The organism is Streptomyces sp. NPDC019443 (genome assembly GCF_044389785.1).
Taxonomy (GTDB): Bacteria; Actinomycetota; Actinomycetes; order Streptomycetales; family Streptomycetaceae; genus Streptomyces.
In genome coordinates this window covers 42,416-63,600 of sequence record NZ_JBIRYJ010000019.1, presented here as the reverse complement: position 1 = coordinate 63,600, position 21,185 = coordinate 42,416, and the positions used below count along the sequence as shown (strand labels likewise).

Here is a 21,185-nt window from a genome sequence, read left to right as displayed (position 1 = left end):
GTAACGCCGAGTGTACTGGACATGGGCCCATTCGGGTGGAAGTCGCAACCCCTGGTGAGGTCGGCTCCACGGCTTTGGCCGGTGTCCTGCCCGGTTTGGGGTCGAGCATGATCAGGGGGCCGTACGCTTGCCAGCTGCTCGGGCAGGCTTCACCCCTGCCCGCAATGTGTCCGAGTGGCCCCCTGGTCTTGCTCGACGCGGGACCCGAACCGGGGAGTGTGGGTAAAGCCGTGGAGCCGACCGACCCCACCCCCGGCCTGGTATTTTCGCCCCCCTTGTGGGCGCGGGCGGGCGACGACGTGCGGCCCCGGTGGCGTAGACATGGAGGGGCAAGCGCGGCGGCGTCCGGCCGGCGCCGCCGCGCTGTGCGCGGCACCCTCTGACCTCGCGTCAGACTGCTACCGCAGTTCAGGAGGCCGGGAATGCAGACGCTCGATGCGTCAACTGTGGTGTTCTCCCGAGCTTCCCCGCGGTATCCCGGTGCTGGTGGCCTGGCGTTGCGGCTGCTTTCTGGGGGCCACTCGGGTGCATGGGGGGCATGGGACAGGGCAGTGCGCGTGTGGCTGGACTGGGGGGCGGCTGGACTGGTAGGCCTCGCTCGCAGACCGAACACCGCCCGGGCAGCGAGCGCAGCGAGCCTTGATAGACGTAGGGAAACTCTGTCCGCGCTCTGTTGCGGCAGCGTGTGCAGCTCATGCACCGAAGGTCAGCAGCGGGACGTTGTAAAGGTCCGGATTCTGCGGACGGGTCATGACCGGCGAGATCACCTCGACCACGAGCATCTCGACAAGGAATTGCACCTGGGCGCTGAGTAGATGACTCGTGTGCCCGTTGGCTGAGCGCGCCTTCTCTCCGAGTGACGTATGGATGTGCGGCAGCACGGTGTCCGTCTCGGCGTCGTACGCGAGAGTTCCGCATCCCATCGCCTCGACCCCGGCCAAGTGGACCTTGCTCCACACTGGGGCCTCTGGGTCTTCCAACTTCTCGCACGCGCCGACGATCTCGGCCTCGGCGAAGCCCGCGATGAACATGGGGATGTATCCGTGCCGAACGCCGTTGCTGCGGCAGAACTCGGCGAGCGTGGGAAAGAAGTCGTCGCCGTGGTCGAAGGCCACCCCGAAGGTTCGGCCGGTGGTCAACTCGTAGCTGCGCAAGACAGTCCTCTCGGGATGTAGGCCTCGGTCAGTGGATGCGGCTGAGATGCTCTGCGATCTCGCTGTGATCGGCACCGTGCATCAATAGGAGCTGGAGAAGAATCCGCGCCTTGATCGGCCCGAGAGTGTTGGCCGCGAGGAGCCCACGGGCCAGCAGATCGGCTTCCGATCCGGGGAATCCGTACGTATCGGTCAGGACAGGTCCGGCTCCGGTGCGCGTCGCCAGGATCACCGGCATCTCCTTGGCAAGGTCTGCCAGCGCATCGACGCACCCCATAGGAACGTGCCCGGCGCCGAACGCGGCAACAACCAAGCCATCGACCTGCGCTCCGATGGCACGCAGTACGACCCCGTCATCTCCGAGTCCGATCAGCGCCACCGCGGTCCGGGCATCGTTGCTGAGTCGCTCGCGCGGGATCTTCGGCTCTTCGCTCGGCTGACTCCAGATCCGTACTCGGTCCTCGGCAACGTAGCCAATCGGTCCTGGGTAGGACGTGAACGCCGTAGGGCTGGTGGCGTGCGCCTTGCGTACCCAACGGGCAGCGTGGATCTCCTCGCCGAACACGACCACGGCCCCGGTCCCCCGGGCCTCGATGCTGGCGGCGACACGGACGGCAGCAAGCACATTGGCCGGCCCGTCGGCGCCCGCCATGCTCGCGTTGCGCATCGCCCCTGTGACAACGATCGGCATCTCGGCTGAGTACACGAGGTCGATCAGGTACGAGGTCTCTTCGATGGTGTCCGTGCCCTGCGTGATCACCACGCCGTCCACATCGAGCGCTTCGATTTCCCCGACGAGATCGAGTAGGTCCCGGAAGGCCAGTGATGCACCGGGCAGTCGTCGGAAGTCGTGGACCTCGATCGCGACACCGGTCTCGGCGAGACCTGGTACGGCTGCCACGAGATCACCGGCTGAGAGCGTCGGGGTCGCACCGCCCGCATCCTGCGAGGTCATTGCGATGGTGCCACCGAGTGAGAACACTGCAACGCGTCGACGCGTGTCCGTCATCTGAGCCTTCCCCTTTGTGTTTCCGGCTTGCAGGCTAGCTGTCGATCGGCAGTGCACCGACGTACGAACAGGCCGCATCGAGGCCGACTGCTGATACGAGTCGGCTTCGGGACTGGATCAGGCCCGATGTCCCGTACTTACCGAGCTGGGCGCATCTATGGATCAACCAGGTCCAAGGAAGATCGAGGTAGTGCGCCAGGGCGCGCAGACGTTCCTCGGCCGTTGGGGCCTCGGTGATCGAATCTGCTGCGACATCGCCTGCGGCGTTGGTGAATGCACGGACGATCGATGTCCGTCCAGTCACGTCGACATGCCACATGCCGTCGCCTCGGACCCAGTTGGCGATGATCGCCTCCTTGTTGGGCGAGACAACGAACCCTTCGACGGCTTCGTATGACGCGTCCGTGGTGAACTGAGCATGGATGCCGAGAGACTCCATGAGCGCCACAGCCAGGAAGAGCAAGATCCGCTCATGTCGGGGTGAAGCTTGAACGATGGCCTCGGGCACGCAGAACGCTCGTGTGCTCGGCCCTCCAAGTGCCTGGGTCGTCGCTTGAAGGTACGGGTACTTGTGATCGAAGATCAGCCACGCACTGGCTTCTTCGCCACGCTGCTCTCGGGTCCAGAACGCTGGTAGATCCGGCAGGTCGGGCAGCGCTTTGAGGATGTGGCGCGCGCAGAAGTCCGATCCGAGCCACATGTGGGCAACGGAGTTGAGTCCCGGCGCGGCTTCCCGGCTTACGGCTGACGAGGACAGACGGTCGTACCGTTCGAGATCGGTCCGGGTCTCGGCCAAGTCCTGATCGTCTGCCTGCAATGCATCGTCGTAGTTGGAGACAGCCCAGAGGATGCCGTAGGTCAGATCGTCCAGCTCGTAAGCAAGGGGGGCAGTGATCTCTTGAATGCCTGCGGTGCGGCTCAGGCGCCCTCGGGCGTTCCGGCCGTCGAGCAGATAGAACTGGGGCGAATCGTCGTTGCCCGCAGCTCCAACGAGCAAGCCGCGTCCGGGGCGGTCCAAGAAGCTGCTGGCGCGGCGTTGGTCGGGGATGGAGACGAGTGCCCGGCCGCCATCGATCCGGGCGGGGTGCAGTTGCAGCGGGATGTTGGCACCGAGCATCGAGCGTCCCCCCGGCATGAGGGCAGTCCAGTCAACTCCGAAGTCGGGCACTGGGCGGGAGAGTCGTAGGTCGGGCCAGTTCGACGTCGCCATTCTGGCGAACCCAAAGGGATCATCCGCTGTGCTCACTCCGTGAGAGAGGCTGTTGAGACCGGCGGCCCCGCTAGCAGCTCCTTGGCTGAGTAATGCGGCAGCACTGCCCACGAGAAACGATCGTCGATTGACCTCGGCCCACACGTTGCCCTCCTCATCTATCCGCAGCTTCATCGTGCCTGCGGAGAGGGCGCCCTGGAGATCGAGAGAGGAAGTGTCCACATGGTTTGACTGCTTGGCTGACCGTGTGCGCCCGTCAAGACGCTGGGCGTCTGCAAGATCCCATAGCCGAGTCAAGATCCCGCCAGTGCCAAGGACTACGTCGCAGCCCTCAACCACTTCCCGTGATGGAAAGCGCTTTGCGCCCTCTACCTTGCTTAACGTGTCGCCGCTGGTGAAGACTCGCGCGCCAACCTCGTCCTGCGAGAGGCCTCGAACCTTGCGCCAGTGCCGGAGTTCCGCGCCGAGAAGATCCTGAGCGGATCTGGTAGGAGTGAGCTTTCGGGGCTCCTGGGCCAAGATTCATCCCTCCCGTGTGGACAGTTACCCGGCCGATCTCGTGTCCACATCCGGTCCATAGCGATGTTGCGGCTACTGAGCGTCAATGGATGCAAGCCCGCTAGCCAGGGGCGGAGCCTCCAGAGACGGAGTGGTTAGCAATGACACGGACCCAAGATCAGAGAAAGGCCCTGCTGCGCCGGATGAGTGTCATCCGAGCAGAATTGGATGAACTTACTTGTCGGATCGGCCAGTTCGAGAACTCTTTGGGAACACTGCGGCCTCGATCGCAGCCATTCGACCTGAAAGATCCTGGATCGCGCTCTGGATCTCCCCGAGTTGAGCGGCAAGCGCATCGTCGTCGACGCCTTCCGGCCGCTGATCCTGGCCGGCGGGGCGGACGAACACCCCCTTCCCTTGTTGCCCAACGACGAGACCCTCGGTGCGAAGAACGCTGATCGCGGCCTTGACGACGCTCGCTGACACTTCGTACTGCCGACCGAGTTCCGCAGTCGACGGAAGCGGCTCCTCGGGCGTCAACAGGCCCTGCTGAATCTGCTCGCGCAGGTTCCCGGCGATCTGGAGATAAGCGGGTACGCCGGACTTCTCGATCATGTCCACTCTCTTCGCGGTCGTCACGGAATCCAGTTTCGCGGCAACTCGCTCAACTAGGCAAGCCAAGAACGCCTTGACAACTAGGTACGCCAAGCCGACTATGTACGTAGTCAACATCCCTCGATCCCCTCAGGAGGCAAGCCATGCGTCAGATCCCCGTGGACACCGCCGTGATGACGGTGATGCTCATCCAGGCCCCCGAGCCGAAGGTCAAGAACCGGGAGACCGGTGAGGTCGCGAAGGACAAGCAGTCGGGCAAGGTTCTTTACAACGTGAATGTGGCCGTGATCGTGGACGGTCGGCCGGACGCGGTGACGGTCGTGGTTGCCGAGGATGGCATTCAGCCGGACCTGTTCCCTGGAGTGCCGGTGGCTCTGCCGGGTCTGGTGGCCCGCCCGTGGGAGAACGACTTCGGGCACGGCATCAGCTACCGCGCGACCGCGGTGATGGCCGCGCAGGTCCCGGCTGCCGCCAACGGCCAGGGCTGACCGTCATGTCCGGTGGGACGCTCTTAGTCCTGGTGGTGATAGCTACCGCTCTGCTCCTGGTGGCCCGCGTCAAGGCCCCTGCCGTGTACTGGACGTTGGTCGGTCTTCCGGCCGCTCTGTACCGGGTCCTGTCCTCCTACCGCCCCACGATGGAAGCCTGCGAACTCACGGTTACCCCGCACTGGTGGAAGGTCTTCGCCAAGAAGCTGTCGGCCGGCGAGCAGGTCGCCCGCCCCGGAATCCCGAGGATTCGCGGGATCCGCCCTACCAGCACCGGTCTGCGCCTTCGCCTGCGGCTGGCTGCGGGCCTGGCTCCGGACGACGTGGTCAAATCGGCCGAGCGGCTGCGGCACGCCTGGGCCATCTACTCGGTCCACGTCACTGAGATCAAACCCGGTGTGGTGGATCTGCGCCTGACCGGCTTCGACGTGCTCGACCGCGTGCGGATGCCGCGCCGACTGCCCACCGGACCGCTCTCCGCGACGGTCGCCCTGCGGGAAGACGGCCTGCCCTACGTCCGCAACTACCAGGACATCCCGCACGCCCTCACGCTCGGTGCGAACAAGTCGGGCAAGTCGATGTACCAACGCTGCCTGATCAAAGGTCTCGCGCCCCTGGAAGTCGCCCTGGTCGGCATCGACTGCAAGCGCGGAGTCGAACAGAGTCCCTTCGCCCCGCGGCTCTCCGCGTTGGCCATCACGCCGGATCAGGCAGACGGACTGCTGGACGCCCTCGTGGATGAGATGGAAGAGCGCTTCGACCTGCTGTGCCTGCACCAGGGCATCGCCCCGGGCACCCCGCTGGAGGACATCACCTCCGACATCTGGGGCCTGCCCAGGAAGCTGCGCCCGGTGCCGATCGTGGTGTTGATCGATGAGATTGCCGAACTGTTCCTGATCACCTCCAGGGCAGACACGGCCCGCCGGGACCGCATGGTCACCCAGCTGGTCCGTCTCGCGCAGCTGGCCCGCGCGGTCGGCATCTACCTCGAGGTGTGCGGGCAGCGCTTCGGTGCGGAACTCGGCAAGGGCGCAACGGCCTTGCGTGCTCAGCTCACCGGCCGCGTGGTGCATCGCTGCAACGACAAGCAGACCGCAGAGATGGGCCTGGGCGACATCAACGAACTCGCCGTCTTCGCCGCGACCAGTATCGCCCCCGAACGGGCCGGTACCGCGATTGCGGGTGACTCCTCGGGCGGCTGGTCCCGCATCCGCACGCCGAAGACGTCGCTGGGTGAAGTGGCTGCGGTGTGCCGTGAGTTCGCGCACCTGACCCCGCAGATCCCGGCCCTGGACCCGTTCCGTCCGCAGGCTGCGATCCCTGCACCGGCGGCCGTTCCGGCGGCGGCTCCCAGCGGCCCGTAGTTCCTCGCTCCACACGGTCGGCGTGACCGCTTCGCGCCAGGTCCCTACCCCTGCCATGTCCGAAAGGAGAACCCCTGTGACGGCACCCAAGCGCACCGCCCGCCGAACGGCCAAGCCCAAGCCGTGTCCCGACTGCACGACCGGTCAGGTCTCCGAAGCCTTCAAGGTCGGCACCCGTGGCAAGCGCGAGAGCACCGACCGGCAGGAAGCCCTCTGCCTGACCTGCTTCGGCACCGGCCACGCCGCCACCGACTAGATCCCCGCCGGGACCGGGCGGCAGGACCTGTGAGCCCCGCCTGGCCCCGGCCCCAACCACCTTGTGAAGGAGGTGAAGACCCGTGACCCGCTCGATCCGCCCCGACGCCGTACTCATCCAAGCCGTGATCGCAGGGGCCCTGTCCTTCGCCCACCTGCACGACATCGCCGCCGCCGCCGGACAGGACGGCTGGAAAGCCTGGGCCTACCCCATCAGCGTCGACCTGCTCCTGGTCGCCGCCTGGCGACGACTGCGCATCCTGCGCACCGACGGCGGCCCGACCCGCGCCGCGTGGACCTGGTTCACCGTCGCCCTGGCCGCATCCCTCGGGGCGAACGTCGCGACCGCGGGACTGCTCGACCTGAACGACGTTCCCGACTGGCTGCGCATCCTGGTGGCCGGCTGGCCCGCCCTCGCGTTCCTCGGCGGCACCCTCCTCGTCCACACCCCCGAACGCCCGGCAGACCGGCTCGACGCTCCTGCTGAGGTACAGGACCCGGCTTCTGACGTCGTCTCCGTGACACGCGACGAACCGGCCACGGCCATGGCTCCCGAGCCCGATCCGGTTCCGGCCCTGCCGCCCGCCGTCCCGGTGCCCGCTGCGCTGCTGGCGCACGCCCGCAAGATCGCCGACGCACACCGTGCCACGACCGGCACGGCGATTGATGCCGACACCCTGCGCGCCCGCCTCGGCGTGCCCGGCCCGATGGCCGACCAGCTCACCACTCACCTCACCTGATCCGAAAGGAGACCAGTCGTGCCGAACCGCATCGCCGCATCCATGAGCCTGCACCTGCACACCAAGCCGTTCGCCATGTGCCACGCCTATGGCACCGAGCGCACTCCGATCCTCGCCATGCAGGACGAGCACGCCTCGCTCACGGTCAGCGCCAACAGCAGCACGTCCATCGCTGCTCAACTGCGCTTCGCCCGGGAACTGGTGGCCGCCGCCACCACCTACGCAGCGGCGGTGGAGACCTACGCCGCTGGCCACTCCACCACCGAGGCCGCATCGGCCACATCCGGGGAGCCGGCGTGAACGTCGAACTGCCCCTGGTCCTCGTGGTCGCCCTTGTCGGCTACTTCGGGATCAAGCTCATGCGCCCGCCGACCTGGCTGATCGTCGTGCTGCTCCTCGGCGGCTTCCTCCTCGCCGACACCTTCCTTGCCCCGGCGATCGAATCCGGCACCAGGACCGGTGTCGACGTCGTCAACGGCACCACCAAGTGACCTGACCCGGAAGGGAGAACCACCGTGATCCGCCCCGAGGACCAACTCCGAAGCGGCCATGTCCCGGCCGACCTGATCCCGCCGGGCGCCGACCCGCGATCGGTCGTCATCGTCCACACCACGCCCCGCTCATGGACCGGCCCGGTGGTCTTGATCCTCGTGGCCGCCGTCGGCATCTGCGGCCTGGTCTACGTCACCACGGTGGCCGTGCTCTCGCTCGTGCAGGTTGCCGCCGCCACTGCCGCAGCGGTCAAGACCGCGATTCCCACCCTGATCGGCGGTGGCGGACTGGTCACCCTCGCCCTGAAGGTGCCCAAAGCCCCGCGCAAATGACCGGCCCTCCGGGCGGCCTCTACCGCCAAGTATCCGCCGCCCGGACAGCCCAGCCCCTACCCGACTTCATCAACCGGAAGGAATCTCCATGATGCCCGACCGCACGGTTCGCGCTGCCCGGATCTGCCCCGACTGCGACGGCTTCCCCGTCGTCGCCGTCACCACCGGCACCCGCAACCAGGACGGCACCCGCACCACCCTGCCCGTCCTCTGCCCGGCGTGCCACGGCACCGGCACCGCCCCCCACTGGCTCGTCACCACCCGCCGCCCGACCGCGAACCTCCGCGTGGCTGTGGCCTCGTCCGGGCGGGAGGCAGGCCGATGATGCGCCGATCCGCTACTTCCCGGCCCACGTCCATCCATCTGTTCTGCGGTGCCGGTGGGGACTCGGACGGGTTCCGCCGTGCCGGGTTCGATGTGGTGCTGGGTGCCAATCACTGGGCACGTGCGATCGAGACGCATGCGGCCAACTTTCCCGAGGCCGAGCACCTCTGTGTGGATCTGGACCACTACGACATGCGGCGTCTGCCCAAGGCCCGCGTCCTTGTCGGTTCCCCGATCTGCACCGAGGGCAGCCCTGCCGACGGCATCAGCCGTCCCAAGCCTCCGCCCACCCCCGGCCAGCTGGATCTGCTGGAGGAAGGGCCGATGCAGGATGCGGCGTGGGAGCGGACCAGGGCCACCGCCTACGACATTCTGCGGGCTGCCGAGGTCCACAACTTCGACGCTGTGGTGTGTGAGAACGTCCCCCGCTTCGCGATCGCCTGGCCGCTGTTCTCCTGGTGGCTGCACGCCTGGGAGATCCTCGGCTTCCGCCACCAGATCGTCTCGGTCACCGCCGCCCACATCGGCCAGGAGGACAACCCGCACGCCCCGCAGTGGCGGGACCGCATCTTCATCGTCTTCACCCGTCGGGAGCTGCGGGCGCCGAACCTTGATGTCCGCCCGCCCGCGTGGTGCGCGGTCTGCGAGCAGGACGTATTAGCGGTTCAGTCGTGGCGCAATGGCCGGAAGATCGGCAAGTACCGGCAGCAGTACGACTTCCGCTGCCCCAACACGGCCTGCCGCTACCGGATCGTGGAGCCGTACGTGCGGCCCGCCGCCAGCGCGATCAACTGGGCCGACCCCGGGATCCGGATCGGCGACCGGCCCACCAAGGGCATGAAGCCGCTGGCAGCCTCCACCCTGCGCAAGATCCGGCTCGGGCTGGAGAAGCACCGCGTGCCGTCCGTGGTCACCGTCAACCACGCCGACCAGGGCGACGGCCGCGCGTTCCCCGCTCTGGCCGCGCCGCTGCCCACCCGCACGGTCCGGATCGGCGACGGCATCGCCATCCCGCCGATGCTGGTCCCGGTCGGCGGCAGCTGGAACACGGACGCAGCCGCTGTCACCGTGCCCATGCGGACCCGCACCACCCGCGAAAGTGAAGCCCTGCTGCTGCCCGCGCCGTTCATCACCGAGCACCGCGGCGGCGGCTCCACCACCCGCGGTGTCGGCGACCCGCTGGCCGCGATCACCGCCGGGGGTAATCACCACGGCTTGGTCATTCCGTATCGCAGGGGCGGGCCGACCACGACCGCCGCGCCGTTGCACACCATCGCCACCCGTGAGTCGGCTGGCTTAGTCCTTGGTGCAGACAGCGCCCCGGAGCAGATCGATCCGGAGGACTGCTACTTCCGGATGCTGTCCGCCCGCGAGCACCTGCGCGCCCAGCGCTTCACCGACGACTACACGGTGCTGGGTCACGGGGGAGAGCAGACCAAGCAGGCGGGGAACGCCGTGCCCGCCAACGTCGCCCAGTGGATCGCCTCCGCCCTGCTGGAGGTGCTCTGATGCCCCACACCCCCGAACTGGCCCCCGCGCCCGAGGTCCTGGCGCTGACGCTGTGGCAGCCCTGGGCGAGCGCGATCGCCTACGGAACCAAGCGGATCGAGAACCGCACTTGGCCCACCGAGCACCGGGGCCTGGTCCTCATCCACGCCGGACGCACCACCGACCCCAACGCCCATGACGCGCCGATGGCCCGCCCCTTCCTGCGCCGTCCCTTCCCGCGGGGCGCGATCGTCGCCGTGGCCCGTCTGGAGGACTGCCACACCGATGACGGATGGTGCACGCTCTGGTCCGCCCGCAGCCGCTACCACTGGCGACTCACCGACGTGACCCCGCTCGCCCGGCCGCTGTCCTGGCCCGGCGCCCGCGGTCTGTGGACCCCGCCGCCCGGCCTGCTCGCCTCCCCGCTCCTCGCCGACGCGCTGGAGGCTGCCCGTGACTGACACGCTCGATCCGACCACCCTGGGCGACCTGCTCAGGGTGGCCTCGGCCCCCGACTTCGACCGCTGGCAAGACCAGATCCGCAAGACCGGTGGGTGCGCACAGCCCATCCACCTCACCGGCTGGTCCCTGACCCGCGACAAAACCACCGGGCAGGTCCTGCACACCTACTCCACCCAGGACGAGCCCGGCGGCCGGCTGCGGATCGCCTGCGGCAACCGCCGCGCCTCCCGCTGCCAACCCTGCGCCTACCTCTACGCCGGAGACGCCTACCGCCTGGTGCGCGCGGGCCTGTCCGGCGACGACGCCATGAACATCCCAGCTGCGGTACGCGAACGCCCCCGCGTCTTCACCACCCTGACCGCGCCCTCATTCGGCCGCGTGCACAACATCCCCGACACCGGCCGCTGCCGCTGCGGCACCCGCCACACCGAGGACGATCCCGCCCTCGGCACGGCCCTCGATCCCGCGACGTACGACTACGCGGGCGCGGTCCTGTTCAACAACCACGCAGGCGAGTTGTGGCACCGGTTCGTCAACCGGCTCCGCCGCGAACTCGCCGCCGCAGCCGGACTCACACAGAAGGCCTTCAAGGAATCGGCCCGGCTGTCGTTCAACAAGGTCGCCGAATTCCAAAAGCGCGGCGCGATCCACTTCCACGCCGTCATCCGCATCGACGGACCGACCGGGCCCGACAGCACGCCCCCGGCGTGGGCCACCCTCGACCTGCTCACCGACGCGATCCGCGAGGCGCGGAAGCATCCGTACACCACGGTGACCGTGCCCGCCGTCGACGGGCATCCCGCACGCACCCTGTGCTGGGGCGAGAAGCTCGACGTCCGGCCCATCACGGCCTTCGACAGCGACGACATCACCGAACAGAAGGTCGCCGCGTACGTCGCCAAATACGCCACCAAAGCAGCCGAGACCACCGGCACCCTCGACCGCCGCGTCGGCGAACTCGCCGAACTCGACCAACACCGCGTACCCGACCACGCACGCCGTCTCATCCGCGCCTGCTGGGACCTCGATCCCCTCTACCCGGACCGCAAGCTGTGGGCCTGGGCGCACATGCTCGGCTTCCGCGCCCACTTCCTCACCAAGAGTCGCCGCTACTCCTCCACCTTCACCGAACGACGCCAGGTCCGTGCCGACTACCGCGCAGCCGAGCAACGCCGAACCCTCGGCCTGCCCGAGCCCGACACCACCCTCGTCCTCGCCGACTGGCGCTACGCCGGGCACGGCCACACACCCGGAGAATCCGCCCTCGCCGCCTCTATCGCCGAAGACATCCGCATCAACCGAGAAACCGCCCGCGAAGCCATGGAAGCGGTTGGCCAAGACGGAGCGTGGTGATGGCCGTTCGACCGCTGACGACCGCTCCGGCCAATGATTCTCAGGTTGATGATGCAGATATGGCCTGGGCGCGTGCCCATGCTCGTAAAGCGCCTCGCTGGTCTGAGGCGAAGTGGCGGCGGATGAACGCTGTTCTCGGGCTAGAGGTGACGACACGCGGTGGGGCCGGCCACCATCGTCGTGCGGCGTGACGGCCCGGCCGCTCCCTGGGCTACCTCTCGGCGTACAGCGGAACCAACCGATCCCGCAGGGGCACCCTGTGCCCGCTGCCCACGGGTAGGACGACAACAGCCGTCAGTGTCTGCTCAACGTAGGCGCGACGCTCCGCCAGAGTGATCCCGTCCCTATACCACTCCTTGACGATGTCGACAGGCTTGCCCTGGCCTGTGAGTGCCCGACGCTGCCACGCGTTGCGTTCCTTCAGCAACCGCCGCTCGTCGGCCTCGTACTCGGCAAGGTCGGCGTAGTACCGCTCAGCACTGATCTGCCGCGCACGCCGCGCCTGCTTGAGGTCGTCAAGGTCCTCCCGGGCATTCGCCAGTTCGGCTTCCTTCGGCCACCCCTGCGGGGCCGTGACCGCCTCCCGTTCGGCGGCCTCCTCCTCGTACTTGGCAATCACAAGTTTCCTGATCAGCTCGTCCGTCTCCGGTCCTGGGATCTTGACCCCGCCACATCCTCTCCCCGTGGTCTTCGCCGGGCAGCAGTAGTAGAAGTATCCTTCCGGCTTCTTCCGGCTTGGTGCGGCCTTCATCGCGCGCAATGGCGCTGCGCAGTCCTCTTTGCCACAGCGGAGAGTGCCAGTGGACAGATAGACGCGGGCGTTGCTTCCGCCGCCGCGCATGGGCCCCTCACCGATGATCTCGTCTATGGTCTCCCACTCGGCCACTTGCAAGATCGCTTCCCATTGGCCCTTGATGGGCTCGCCTTCATCGTTGCGAGCGATCACCATGTGCCTGATTTCGCGGCCCGACTCCTGGTCGAACTCCACGACGCTATGTGATCGATAGCCGCACAGGCGCGGATTACGCATCACGTCCCTGAGGGCAATCCAAGTCCAAGGGTTGCCCCGAGACGTGGTGATCTCCATGCGGTTCCACTCGGCAACGATCGTGTGCCAGCTGGCTCCCATGATCAGGCGCTCGGCTGCGGCACGGAGGTGTTTGGACTCGGTCGGGTGCAGGGTGCGCTTGTCCTCCTGCCATCCGAACGGGCGAGTTCCGCCCACGGGTATGCCCCTGTCCCGTCGCGCCTTGTGATTACGGCGCACCCTGCGGGCGGTGTCGGCGGATTGCTTGTTGGCCATAGCGACGACAACACGGGCCATGGCACGCCCGTTGTCGGTCAGCAGATCCAGGGTGCCCGTGATGTCGATGATCGGCCGGTGGTAGTGCTCGACCGTCTCGATCGCGTCTTCGAGGTGGCGGGGGTCTCGGGTGAGACGGTCGATGTCGTAGACGATCAATCCGTCGATGCGCTCGCCATTCGGTGCCTTGCCGCGCTTGAGGTCTTCCAACGCTCCTTCAAACACAGGCCGCACGACGCGGTAACCGACGCTGCCATCGGGCAGCAGTACCCGCCTGCGCTTCCATGCAGAGGTGTCGGGCTCCATGTACGTGTGCACGTACTGACCGCCTCGGTCCTCGACGAATCGACAGCCGTCCTTCTCCTGCTCCTCCGTGCTCTTGATGTCCCTACCGGTCACGAACCGTGAGGTCATTTCTGACGCGTCGCCAGAGGTGATCTCGCCTTCGGTCTCTTCCGTGGACAGCCGGGCCAGTCCGGCCCAGTTCTGCCCCTCTAAGTTGCCCCAGTGGGCTTGTCGTACCAGGTCGTCGGCCATACAGGAAGGCTACATTTGGAGGGGCGCTGCGCACTGCACCAGGAGATCCCGGAGGACATGCTCTCCCGGGTCTCCGCGTACGACTGGTTCGGCTCCGTGGCCATGCTGCCGCTGGCCACCGCGCTCGCCGGTCCCGCGGAAAGCCTGTTCGGGCGGCGCGAGTCGCTGTGGGGGTGCGCGGCGCTGGTGGTGCTGGTCACCGCCGCGGTGCTGTTCGTGCCGGACGTACGGAATCTGACCCGCCGTACCACGGAGGTCGCGGTGGGCACTGCCGTGACGCCCTCAGCCGACGCTGAAAGCGCCGTCGGGCGGCTCGGGTGACGCCACCGCGTCCGCGTCCCGTACCGCCTTCGCGTCGCCGATGAGCCGGGTCAGCGAGGGGCCGTGTTCGACCCGTGCAGGGAAGGCGTCGGCGGCGGTGCGGCGGGCCAGGGCGGCCGTGTCGATGGGGATGTGCGAGGCGAGCAGCAGGGCGTTGCCGAAGCGCCGGCCGCGCAGCACGGCAGGTTCGGCGATCAGCGCAAGCTCGCCGAACACCGCGGCGTACGTGGCCAGTTGGGTACGGAGGAAGGCGAAGGGCGCGCCGTCGGCGAGGTTGGCGGCGTAGATCCCGCCGGGGCGCAGGACGCGCTCCGCCGCCCGTGCGTACTCGAGAGAGGTGAGATGGGCCGGTACCCGCGAGCCGCCGAAGACGTCCGCGATCAGTACGTCCGCCGAGTCCGCGGGGGCCGCTTCGACCCAGGCGCGGGCATCCGCGCCGTGCACCTCGATGCCCGATCCCGCGGGCAGCGGCAGATGCTCGGCGACGAGCTCCATCAGTCCTCGGTCCGCCTCCACCACGTCCTGGCGCGAGCCGGGCCGGGTCGCGGCCACATAGCGGGGCAGGGTCAGCGCGCCGCCGCCGAGGTGGAGCAGATCGAGCGGTACGCCCTCGTCCGCGGCGCAGTCGACGACATGGGCGAGGCGCTGGGCGTACTCGAACTCCAGATGGGTGGGCGCGTCCAGGTCGACGTAGGACTGGGGTGCGCCGTTCACCGTCAGCAGCCAGGCCCGCTCCCGGTCGACGTCGGGCATCAGCTTGGCGGTGCCACCGTCGACGTCGCGAAGGACCGGGATCTGCTCATTCACCGTCTCATTGTGCCCGGACATGTGCCCCGGCCGGCCTCCCGTGAGGTGCGGGAGGCCGGCCGGGGCCGGATCAGACCAGTGCGGTGACCGTACCGGCGCCGACCGTGCGGCCGCCCTCGCGGATCGCGAAGCCGAGGCCGGGCTCGAGCGGGATGTCACGTCCCAGTTCGACGGTCATGGTGACCGTGTCGCCGGGCCGCGCGACCGCCGACTCACCGAGGTCGATGTCCCCGACGACGTCCGCGGTGCGGATGTAGAACTGCGGCCGGTAGCCGGTGGACACCGGGGTGGTACGGCCGCCCTCGCGGCCCGAGAGGACGTACACCTGCGCGGTGAAGCGCCGGCTCGGTACGACGCTGCCCGGCGCCGCCACCACATGCCCGCGGCGGACCGCGTCGCGCGCCATGCCACGCAGCAGCAGGGCCACGTTGTCCCCGGCCTCCGCGGACTCCATCGGCTTGCCGAAGGTCTCCAGTCCCGTGACCACCGTTTCGGTGTCGGCCCCGAGAACCTGCACGCGGTCGCCCACGCGGACGGTGCCGCGCTCGACGGCGCCGGTGACGACCGTGCCGCGCCCGGTGATGGTGAGGACGTTCTCCACCGGGAGCAGGAACGGCGCGTCCGTGTACCTGACGGGCATCGGCACGTACGTGTCGACCGCGTCGAGCAGCGCCTCGACGGCCCCGGTCCAGCGTGGGTCGCCCTCCAGCGCTTTGAGTCCCGACACCCGGACGACCGGCGCGGCGTCGCCGCCGTACCCATGGGCCGTCAGCAGCTCGCGGACCTCCAGCTCCACCAGGTCGGTGAGCTCGTCGTCACCCGCGTCCGCCTTGTTGAGCGCGACGACGATGTGGTCGACGCCCACCTGACGGGCGAGCAGGACGTGCTCGGCGGTCTGCTGCATGACCCCGTCGAGCGCGGAGACGACGAGGATCGCCCCGTCGAGCTGGGCGGCTCCGGTGACCATGTTCTTGATGTAGTCGGCGTGGCCGGGCATGTCCACATGGGCGTAGTGCCGGGTGTCGGTCTCGTACTCGACGTGCGCGATGTTGATGGTGATGCCCCGCTGCGCCTCCTCGGGCGCCCGGTCGATCCGGTCGAACGGCACGAACGTGCCGGTCCCGCGCTCGCTGAGGACCTTGGTGATGGCGGCGGTGAGAGTGGTCTTGCCGTGGTCGACGTGGCCCATGGTGCCGATGTTGAGGTGCGGCTTGGTGCGCACGTATGCCGTCTTGGGCATGGCTGTATCCCTCGGATTTCCTCGGAACTCGAAGCGTGATGGGGACCCCTGGGCCTTGCCGACCCTCCCCCTGTGGGGTCCGCCGGACGATCCGGGAAGGGTCAGCTTCGGGCGCCGCCGAAGGGCGCTGCGGCAGCGGCTGCGGCCGCTGCGGGGAATGCGGCAGCCTTCGGCGCGTCCGCGACTGCGGACGGCGCTGCGAGGAAGGCGTACCGGAACATGTCGTCGATATTCGCTCACGGGCCCGGCCGCGTCGAACGGTTTTCCGTGTACGGGAGTTCAGCAGGTCACAGATGTTTGGTGGCTTCTCGTACGGACAGCGGCGCGAGCCGGTCGCGAGAGCCGTCGACGAAGTCGCGCACCGCCTCCGGATCCGTCTTGGCGTACTCGCGCAGACACCAGCCGATCGCCTTGCGGATGAAGAAGTCGGGGTGGTCGGCACGGCGCAGGCAGTAGGAGAAGAGCCGGTCGGCGTCGGTCGCGTCCTTGTAGCGCAGCTGGTGGAGCAGCGCGGTGCGCGCGACCCACAGATTGTCGTCGTCGATCCAGGCGTCCATGGCGGACTTCAGCCTGGGATCGGCACTCACCAGCGGGCCGACTACGTGCGAGGCGAGCGCGTCGACGGTGTCCCACCAGGGGACGGTGACGACGAGCCGGCGAACTGTCGGCAGAAAGCCGGAGGAGCAGCGCCCCACATGGCGGCGCAGATAGTCGACGGCGAAGTAGTGGTACTCCCGCTCGGGCAGCTCCCAGCAGCGCAGCGCGATCGCCGTGCAGTCGGCTTCGTCGGGCCGCGGGGTTCCTTCGACGACGGTGCGGGACAGGGCGCGGCGATCGGGTGTGCAGAGACCGAGGAAGGGCGCGATGCCCTTCATGTACGCGGCGGCCCCCGCGGCCCGGGTCGCGTCCGCGCCGGTCGGGTACACGGCGGTGAGCCTCGCCATGACGGTGTCGGCGAGATCGCTCTGCGGGACAGCGCGGGTCATGGCGCTCACATTACGGCGATCACATCGCTTTGTCGGTTAGTCTCCCCGGATGCTCGACCCCGTCCCCAGGCCCGCATCAGGCCTCGCCGTCCGCTGCACCCGCGCGCTGTTCTCGCCGTGGTCGCGGCTGTCGCTGCTCGTGGCCGTGCTGGCCGCGGCGGCCGTGACGGTGGTGTTGTACGAGCCGCAGCGGTTGCTGTCGGCCGGCTGGCCGCCGCAGCTGAGCGGCGCCGCGGCGGTGGTCATGTTCGGCGTCGCGTACGGGGCGTGCACGGCGGCCTTCGTGCCGCGACCGCTGCTCAATCTGGCGGCGGGCGCGCTCTTCGGCTCGCAGGCCGGCCTGGTCTCGGCGCTCGCAGGCACGGTGCTGGGCGCGGGCATCTCCTTCACGCTCGGCCGGCTGCTGGGGCAGGACGCGCTGCGGCCGCTGCTGCGGGGCCGCTGGCTGAAAGCGGCCGACACCCAGCTGAGCAGGCACGGCTTCCGCTCGATGCTCGCGCTGCGGCTCTTTCCGGGGGTGCCGTTCGCCGCGGCCAACTACTGCGCCGCCGTTTCCCGTATGGGGTATGTGCCCTTCCTGCTGGCGACGGGACTCGGCTCGATCCCCAACACGGCGGCGTATGTGGTCGCGGGCAGCCGGGCCGGCTCCCCGACCTCTCCGGCGTTTCTGATCGCGATGGGTTTCATCGTGGTGACCGGCCTTGCCGCGGGCGTGATCGCCTGGCGCAAGCGGCACCGCCTGCGGGGTCACTGACTCCCCTGCGCCTTGCGCCTACGGCCATTGCGCCTCCCCTCCCAGGTCGAACTGTCGTACGGGAAATCGCCCCTTGTTCCCCGTGACGAGGCGGTGATCAGGTGCGTTCTCCGACCGTTGGTCCCGCACCCACCCGACAGGAGCGCCCATGGCCGAGCGCAGTACCCATGCCGCTGAAACACCGAGCGAACAGCCCTCCGAGTCCGAGCAGTTACTCTTCGGCGGACCACTGCGCTACGACATGGGCTGGAACAAGCACGAAGAGGCCTTCCTCCAGCTGAACCTACGGTCCATGGTGACCCGGCTGCCCCATCTGGTGGGCACCACCGCCCAGTTGGCGTGGGAAGCGGACAAGGGGGCGCTGCGTCTGGTGGCGTTCGCCGAGATCGGCCGCGGCGTCAGCCAGGCGGTCGGGCTCATCGCCGTGAACCGCGTCCTCGCCCATCTATTGGGCACCGGCAGCACCGCCGAGCGGCTGACCGAAGCCGCTCCGGCGCTCGCCGTCGCCGGCGCGGCGGCACTGGTCGGCGCGGTGCTGCGAGCCCAGTCCACCGCCGGCACCGGACAGTTGGAGCCGAAGGTGGAGCGGGTGGCCACCGAGCGGTATCTGAAGCACACCGCGAATGTCGAGCTCGAGGCCGTCGAGGACGAGGAGTTCCACAAACTTCTCGACAGCGCCTCGTACGGCGCGGGTTCGGCCCGCCGCATGGTGAAGTACTGCACCAACGTCATCAACGCCCTGCTGTCGCTGGTGGCCGCGGCCGGCGTTCTCGCCGTACTCCATCCCGTGCTGCTGCCGCTGCTCGTGTCGATGACGCTGCCCAGCGCCTGGGCCGCGCTCTCCGTGGCGCGGCGCCGCTATGTCTCCTTCCACGCCTGGGTGCAGCATTCGCGGGCCGGGCAGCTGATCAGCCAGCTGCTCATCACCACGGAGGCCGCTCCCGAGATCCGTGTCCACAACGTCGGCCCCTTTCTGCTCCACCACTTCCGGACCATGTCCCAGTCGCAGGAGGCGGAGCAGCGCAGGCTGGCCCGGCTCGCCGCCCGTACGGGACTGATCGCCGCGGGCTGGACCGGGCTCGCGACGGCCGCCGCGTACGCCACGCTCGGCGGACTGCTGTGGACCGGGGCGATGGCCCTGTCCGTCGGCGGCACGGCAGTGCTCGCCATCCGCAGTGGATCCTCCAGCCTGCAGAACCTGGTGATGCAGGTGAACTTCATGCACGAGGAGAGCCTGTTCGTCGGCGACCTGCACCGGCTGTGCGCGGAGGCCGCCGACCGCGCGATCCCGGTGGGCGGGCTGCCGCTGCCCGCGGCCCCGGCCCGGATCACCTTCGAGGACGTCGTCTTCACCTATCAGGGCAAGGACAACAAACGGGCCCTGGACGGCGCGAGCCTGACCTTCCCCACCGGCAAGATCATCGCGCTCGTCGGGGAGAACGGCAGCGGCAAGACCACCCTGGTCAAGCTGTTGTGCGGGCTCTACCGCCCCGACTCGGGCCGCATTCTGTGGGACGACGTGGACGCCGCCGACGCCGACCGGCAGCAGCTCGTCTCCCGCGTGGCCGTCGTCGGGCAGGATTTCTACCGCTGGCCCTTCACCGCCGCCGTCAACATCGGCATCGGACGCCCCGAAGCACCGTTCAGCCAGGAGCGGCTGGAGAACGCCGTTCAGTACGCGGGTGCGGACGAGCTCATCGAGGAGCTGCCGCGCGGCTGGCAGACGCTCCTCGCCCGCGGCTACAAGGGCGGCCATCAGCTCTCCGGCGGCGAGTGGCAGCGCCTGGGCCTGGGCCGCGCGCACTATCGGGCGGGGGAGATCCTCATCGTCGACGAGCCGACCTCCGCGCTCGACGCGAAGGCGGAGCAGCAGCTGTTCGAGCAGATCCGCCGGCTCGCCGACGCGGGCCAGACAGTCATCCTCATCACACACCGGCTCGGCTCGGTCCGGGCCGCGGACCTGATCCATGTGCTGGACCGCGGCCGGGTCGTGGAGAGCGGCACCTTCGCCGAGTTGCTCTCGGACGAGGTCGAAGGACCGAAGGTGTTCCGCGATCTGTACGGGATCCAGGCGGCGCAGTACGCGGTGGAAAGTCCCGCGCTGCCCACCCAGAAGAGGCGGCGCCCCGTGGACCAGAGCACGGCGTCGGCCCCAACTGGCGATGCCCCGCAAGGCAGATCCCACGGGGGCTGACGCGGCCCTGGAATCCGGGGACGCTACGCTTCCTCACAACTGGCGCATGATCGGGAACGCTACGCGCCGTCAGACCGTGATCATTTCTTGGGTGGCGTAGTTTTCCATGTCTTGGTTCGAATCATTCATCCTCGGGCTCGTCCAGGGGCTGACCGAATTCCTGCCCATCTCCTCCAGCGCGCATCTGCGGCTCACCGCCGCCTTCGCCGGCTGGCCGGACCCGGGTGCGGCGTTCACGGCGATCACGCAGATCGGCACGGAGACGGCTGTCCTGATCTACTTCCGCAAGGACATCGTCCGGATCGTCTCCGCCTGGTTCCGTTCCCTCACCAACAAGGCGCTGCGCAGCGACCACGACGCGCAGATGGGCTGGCTCGTGATCGTCGGCTCGATCCCGATCGGTGTGCTCGGCGTCACGTTCAAGGACCAGATCGAGGGCCCGTTCCGCGATCTGCGGCTGATCGCCACAACCCTGATCGTGATGGGCATCGTGCTCGGCATCGCCGACCGGCTTGCCGCCCGCGACGAGGCCGGCGGCAAGCACCGCGTGGTCAAGCAGCGCAAGACCCTCCAGGAGCTGGGCGTCCGGGACGGTCTGATCTACGGCGTCTGCCAGGCGATGGCCCTGATCCCCGGCGTCTCCCGCTCGGGCGCCACCATCAGCGGCGGTCTGCTGATGGGCTACACCCGTGAGGCGGCGGCCCGCTACTCGTTCCTGCTGGCGATCCCGGCCGTGCTCGCATCCGGCGTCTTCGAGCTGAAGGACGCGAGCGCGGGCGGGCATGTGGCCTGGCCGCAGACGATATTCGCAACGATCATTGCCTTCGCGGTGGGCTACGCGGTGATCGCCTGGTTCATGAAGTTCATCACTACGAAGAGCTTCATGCCGTTCGTGATCTACCGCATTCTGCTCGGAATCGTGCTGTTCATCCTGGTCGGAACGGATGCGCTGAGCCCGCACGCGGGTGAGTCGGCCGGCTGACCCCGCTGTCGCGGTGGAGACGGCTGTCGTACCGAGGCCTTAGCCTGTCGCCATGTCGCCGTTTCCCCGCGAGTCAGAAACTGCACTGTCCGCCGCCGAGCTGAATCTCCGGATCCGTGAGCTGTGGGCGGACGGCGAGCTGCCCGACGACCGGCGGCCGGAATACGAGGCGCTCGTGTTGGAGTGGGCCGCGGCGACGCTCGAGGCCGTCGAGCGCGCGGCGTGAGCGCGGGCTGACAGCTCCCTGCCGGACCTGCCCCTGCCCGCCCCCGGGCCG

Annotated in this window: 23 protein-coding genes and 2 pseudogenes; 16 read left to right on the top strand and 9 right to left on the bottom strand. The window is 68.5% G+C overall.

Annotated features, from left to right (window positions below; all coding sequences use genetic code 11):
- Window positions 1-692: 692 nt before the first annotated feature.
- The 5 genes and pseudogenes from ACH492_RS35170 to ACH492_RS35150 form a co-directional block, all read right to left on the bottom strand.
- Window positions 693-1,154, bottom strand: coding sequence for a PPC domain-containing DNA-binding protein (locus tag ACH492_RS35170; RefSeq protein ID WP_398992731.1), 462 nt, complete (start codon window positions 1,152-1,154; stop codon window positions 693-695).
- Between the two features lie 28 nt (window positions 1,155-1,182).
- Entirely contained in the window at window positions 1,183-2,163 is a 981-nt protein-coding gene (locus ACH492_RS35165; protein WP_398992729.1) for an asparaginase, read from the bottom strand.
- 34 nt (window positions 2,164-2,197) lie between these two features.
- Window positions 2,198-3,280, bottom strand: coding sequence for a transcriptional regulator, XRE family protein (locus ACH492_RS35160; RefSeq protein ID WP_398992818.1), 1,083 nt, complete (start codon window positions 3,278-3,280; stop codon window positions 2,198-2,200).
- 390 nt (window positions 3,281-3,670) lie between these two features.
- Window positions 3,671-3,892, bottom strand: a pseudogene (locus ACH492_RS35155) (helix-turn-helix domain-containing protein); the annotation flags it as partial.
- Between the two features lie 213 nt (window positions 3,893-4,105).
- Entirely contained in the window at window positions 4,106-4,510 is a 405-nt protein-coding gene (locus tag ACH492_RS35150) for a GntR family transcriptional regulator (protein WP_398992727.1), read from the bottom strand.
- Window positions 4,511-4,629: 119 nt separating this feature from the next.
- Here ACH492_RS35150 and ACH492_RS35145 point away from each other — a divergent pair, with 119 nt between their 5' ends.
- The 11 genes from ACH492_RS35145 (at window position 4,630) to repSA (ending at window position 11,784) form a co-directional block, all read left to right on the top strand.
- Window positions 4,630-4,974, top strand: coding sequence for a hypothetical protein (locus ACH492_RS35145; protein ID WP_398992725.1), 345 nt, complete (start codon window positions 4,630-4,632; stop codon window positions 4,972-4,974).
- 5 nt (window positions 4,975-4,979) lie between these two features.
- On the top strand, window positions 4,980-6,338 hold the full coding sequence (locus ACH492_RS35140) for an FtsK/SpoIIIE domain-containing protein (RefSeq protein WP_398992723.1): 1,359 nt from the start codon (window positions 4,980-4,982) through the stop codon (window positions 6,336-6,338).
- 76 nt (window positions 6,339-6,414) lie between these two features.
- The gene (locus tag ACH492_RS35135; protein WP_398992721.1) at window positions 6,415-6,594 is read left to right on the top strand and encodes a hypothetical protein; all 180 of its coding nucleotides are present in this window, start codon (window positions 6,415-6,417) and stop codon (window positions 6,592-6,594) included.
- An 82-nt stretch (window positions 6,595-6,676) separates the two neighbouring features.
- Window positions 6,677-7,333, top strand: coding sequence for a DUF2637 domain-containing protein (locus tag ACH492_RS35130; protein WP_398992720.1), 657 nt, complete (start codon window positions 6,677-6,679; stop codon window positions 7,331-7,333).
- Between the two features lie 18 nt (window positions 7,334-7,351).
- A complete protein-coding gene (locus tag ACH492_RS35125) occupies window positions 7,352-7,633 on the top strand; it encodes a hypothetical protein (RefSeq protein WP_398992719.1) in 282 nt (93 codons plus the stop codon).
- Window positions 7,630-7,824 (top strand): hypothetical protein, encoded by a 195-nt coding sequence (locus ACH492_RS35120; protein ID WP_398983807.1) that lies wholly within the window; start codon window positions 7,630-7,632, stop codon window positions 7,822-7,824. Before ACH492_RS35125 ends, ACH492_RS35120 begins: the two co-directional genes overlap by 4 nt.
- A gap of 24 nt (window positions 7,825-7,848) precedes the next feature.
- Entirely contained in the window at window positions 7,849-8,157 is a 309-nt protein-coding gene (locus ACH492_RS35115; protein ID WP_398992717.1) for a hypothetical protein, read from the top strand.
- Between the two features lie 88 nt (window positions 8,158-8,245).
- Window positions 8,246-8,482, top strand: coding sequence for a hypothetical protein (locus tag ACH492_RS35110; RefSeq protein ID WP_398992716.1), 237 nt, complete (start codon window positions 8,246-8,248; stop codon window positions 8,480-8,482).
- Window positions 8,479-9,990: a DNA cytosine methyltransferase gene (locus ACH492_RS35105; protein WP_398992715.1), complete on the top strand. Its 1,512-nt coding sequence runs from the start codon at window positions 8,479-8,481 to the stop codon at window positions 9,988-9,990. Before ACH492_RS35110 ends, ACH492_RS35105 begins: the two co-directional genes overlap by 4 nt.
- The gene (locus tag ACH492_RS35100; RefSeq protein WP_398992714.1) at window positions 9,990-10,430 is read left to right on the top strand and encodes an ASCH domain-containing protein; all 441 of its coding nucleotides are present in this window, start codon (window positions 9,990-9,992) and stop codon (window positions 10,428-10,430) included. The genes ACH492_RS35105 and ACH492_RS35100 overlap by 1 nt, the downstream gene beginning before the upstream one ends.
- Window positions 10,423-11,784 carry a replication initiator protein RepSA gene (gene repSA, locus ACH492_RS35095; protein WP_398992712.1) on the top strand — a complete coding sequence of 454 codons (1,362 nt, stop codon included), beginning with the start codon at window positions 10,423-10,425 and terminating at the stop codon, window positions 11,782-11,784. Before ACH492_RS35100 ends, repSA begins: the two co-directional genes overlap by 8 nt.
- A gap of 211 nt (window positions 11,785-11,995) precedes the next feature.
- On the opposite strand, the gene ACH492_RS35090 is transcribed toward repSA, so the two are convergent.
- Window positions 11,996-13,624 carry a recombinase family protein gene (locus ACH492_RS35090; protein WP_398992711.1) on the bottom strand — a complete coding sequence of 543 codons (1,629 nt, stop codon included), beginning with the start codon at window positions 13,622-13,624 and terminating at the stop codon, window positions 11,996-11,998.
- A 30-nt stretch (window positions 13,625-13,654) separates the two neighbouring features.
- Here ACH492_RS35090 and ACH492_RS35085 point away from each other — a divergent pair.
- Window positions 13,655-13,945 (top strand): annotated as a pseudogene (locus ACH492_RS35085) (MFS transporter); the annotation flags it as partial.
- Here ACH492_RS35085 and ACH492_RS35080 read toward each other — a convergent pair.
- The 3 genes from ACH492_RS35080 to ACH492_RS35070 form a co-directional block, all read right to left on the bottom strand.
- Window positions 13,907-14,752: a spermidine synthase gene (locus tag ACH492_RS35080; RefSeq protein WP_398992709.1), complete on the bottom strand. Its 846-nt coding sequence runs from the start codon at window positions 14,750-14,752 to the stop codon at window positions 13,907-13,909. The pseudogene ACH492_RS35085 and the gene ACH492_RS35080 sit on opposite strands and share 39 nt — an antisense overlap.
- A 70-nt stretch (window positions 14,753-14,822) precedes the next feature.
- Window positions 14,823-15,992: an elongation factor Tu gene (gene tuf, locus ACH492_RS35075; protein WP_398992707.1), complete on the bottom strand. Its 1,170-nt coding sequence runs from the start codon at window positions 15,990-15,992 to the stop codon at window positions 14,823-14,825.
- A 287-nt stretch (window positions 15,993-16,279) separates the two neighbouring features.
- The gene (locus tag ACH492_RS35070; protein WP_398992705.1) at window positions 16,280-16,978 is read right to left on the bottom strand and encodes a DNA alkylation repair protein; all 699 of its coding nucleotides are present in this window, start codon (window positions 16,976-16,978) and stop codon (window positions 16,280-16,282) included.
- Between the two features lie 49 nt (window positions 16,979-17,027).
- On the opposite strand from ACH492_RS35070, the gene ACH492_RS35065 reads away from it, so the two are divergent.
- The 4 genes from ACH492_RS35065 to ACH492_RS35050 all read left to right on the top strand — a co-directional run bounded on the left by ACH492_RS35065 (window position 17,028) and on the right by ACH492_RS35050 (window position 21,134).
- Window positions 17,028-17,732 (top strand): TVP38/TMEM64 family protein, encoded by a 705-nt coding sequence (locus ACH492_RS35065; protein ID WP_398992703.1) that lies wholly within the window; start codon window positions 17,028-17,030, stop codon window positions 17,730-17,732.
- A gap of 148 nt (window positions 17,733-17,880) precedes the next feature.
- Window positions 17,881-19,926 (top strand): ATP-binding cassette domain-containing protein, encoded by a 2,046-nt coding sequence (locus ACH492_RS35060; RefSeq protein WP_398992701.1) that lies wholly within the window; start codon window positions 17,881-17,883, stop codon window positions 19,924-19,926.
- 106 nt (window positions 19,927-20,032) lie between these two features.
- On the top strand, window positions 20,033-20,908 hold the full coding sequence (locus tag ACH492_RS35055; RefSeq protein WP_307664785.1) for an undecaprenyl-diphosphate phosphatase: 876 nt from the start codon (window positions 20,033-20,035) through the stop codon (window positions 20,906-20,908).
- 52 nt (window positions 20,909-20,960) lie between these two features.
- Window positions 20,961-21,134 carry a hypothetical protein gene (locus tag ACH492_RS35050; protein WP_398992699.1) on the top strand — a complete coding sequence of 58 codons (174 nt, stop codon included), beginning with the start codon at window positions 20,961-20,963 and terminating at the stop codon, window positions 21,132-21,134.
- Window positions 21,135-21,185 lie beyond the last annotated feature (51 nt).

Bases quoted from the DNA above. Each gene is read 5' to 3' on its own strand.
- ACH492_RS35140 (WP_398992723.1), top strand. From the start codon at position 4,980: ATGTCCGGTGGGACGCTCTTAGTCCTGGTGGTGATAGCTACCGCTCTG.
- ACH492_RS35100 (WP_398992714.1), top strand. From the start codon at position 9,990: ATGCCCCACACCCCCGAACTGGCCCCCGCGCCCGAGGTCCTGGCGCTG.
- ACH492_RS35090 (WP_398992711.1), bottom strand. From the start codon at position 13,624: ATGGCCGACGACCTGGTACGACAAGCCCACTGGGGCAACTTAGAGGGG.
- ACH492_RS35145 (WP_398992725.1), top strand. From the start codon at position 4,630: ATGCGTCAGATCCCCGTGGACACCGCCGTGATGACGGTGATGCTCATC.
- ACH492_RS35065 (WP_398992703.1), top strand. From the start codon at position 17,028: ATGCTCGACCCCGTCCCCAGGCCCGCATCAGGCCTCGCCGTCCGCTGC.
- ACH492_RS35165 (WP_398992729.1), bottom strand. From the start codon at position 2,163: ATGACGGACACGCGTCGACGCGTTGCAGTGTTCTCACTCGGTGGCACC.
- ACH492_RS35105 (WP_398992715.1), top strand. From the start codon at position 8,479: ATGATGCGCCGATCCGCTACTTCCCGGCCCACGTCCATCCATCTGTTC.
- tuf (WP_398992707.1), bottom strand. From the start codon at position 15,992: ATGCCCAAGACGGCATACGTGCGCACCAAGCCGCACCTCAACATCGGC.
- ACH492_RS35050 (WP_398992699.1), top strand. From the start codon at position 20,961: ATGTCGCCGTTTCCCCGCGAGTCAGAAACTGCACTGTCCGCCGCCGAG.
- ACH492_RS35055 (WP_307664785.1), top strand. From the start codon at position 20,033: ATGTCTTGGTTCGAATCATTCATCCTCGGGCTCGTCCAGGGGCTGACC.
- ACH492_RS35110 (WP_398992716.1), top strand. From the start codon at position 8,246: ATGATGCCCGACCGCACGGTTCGCGCTGCCCGGATCTGCCCCGACTGC.
- ACH492_RS35070 (WP_398992705.1), bottom strand. From the start codon at position 16,978: ATGACCCGCGCTGTCCCGCAGAGCGATCTCGCCGACACCGTCATGGCG.
- ACH492_RS35160 (WP_398992818.1), bottom strand. From the start codon at position 3,280: ATGCTCGGTGCCAACATCCCGCTGCAACTGCACCCCGCCCGGATCGAT.
- ACH492_RS35060 (WP_398992701.1), top strand. From the start codon at position 17,881: ATGGCCGAGCGCAGTACCCATGCCGCTGAAACACCGAGCGAACAGCCC.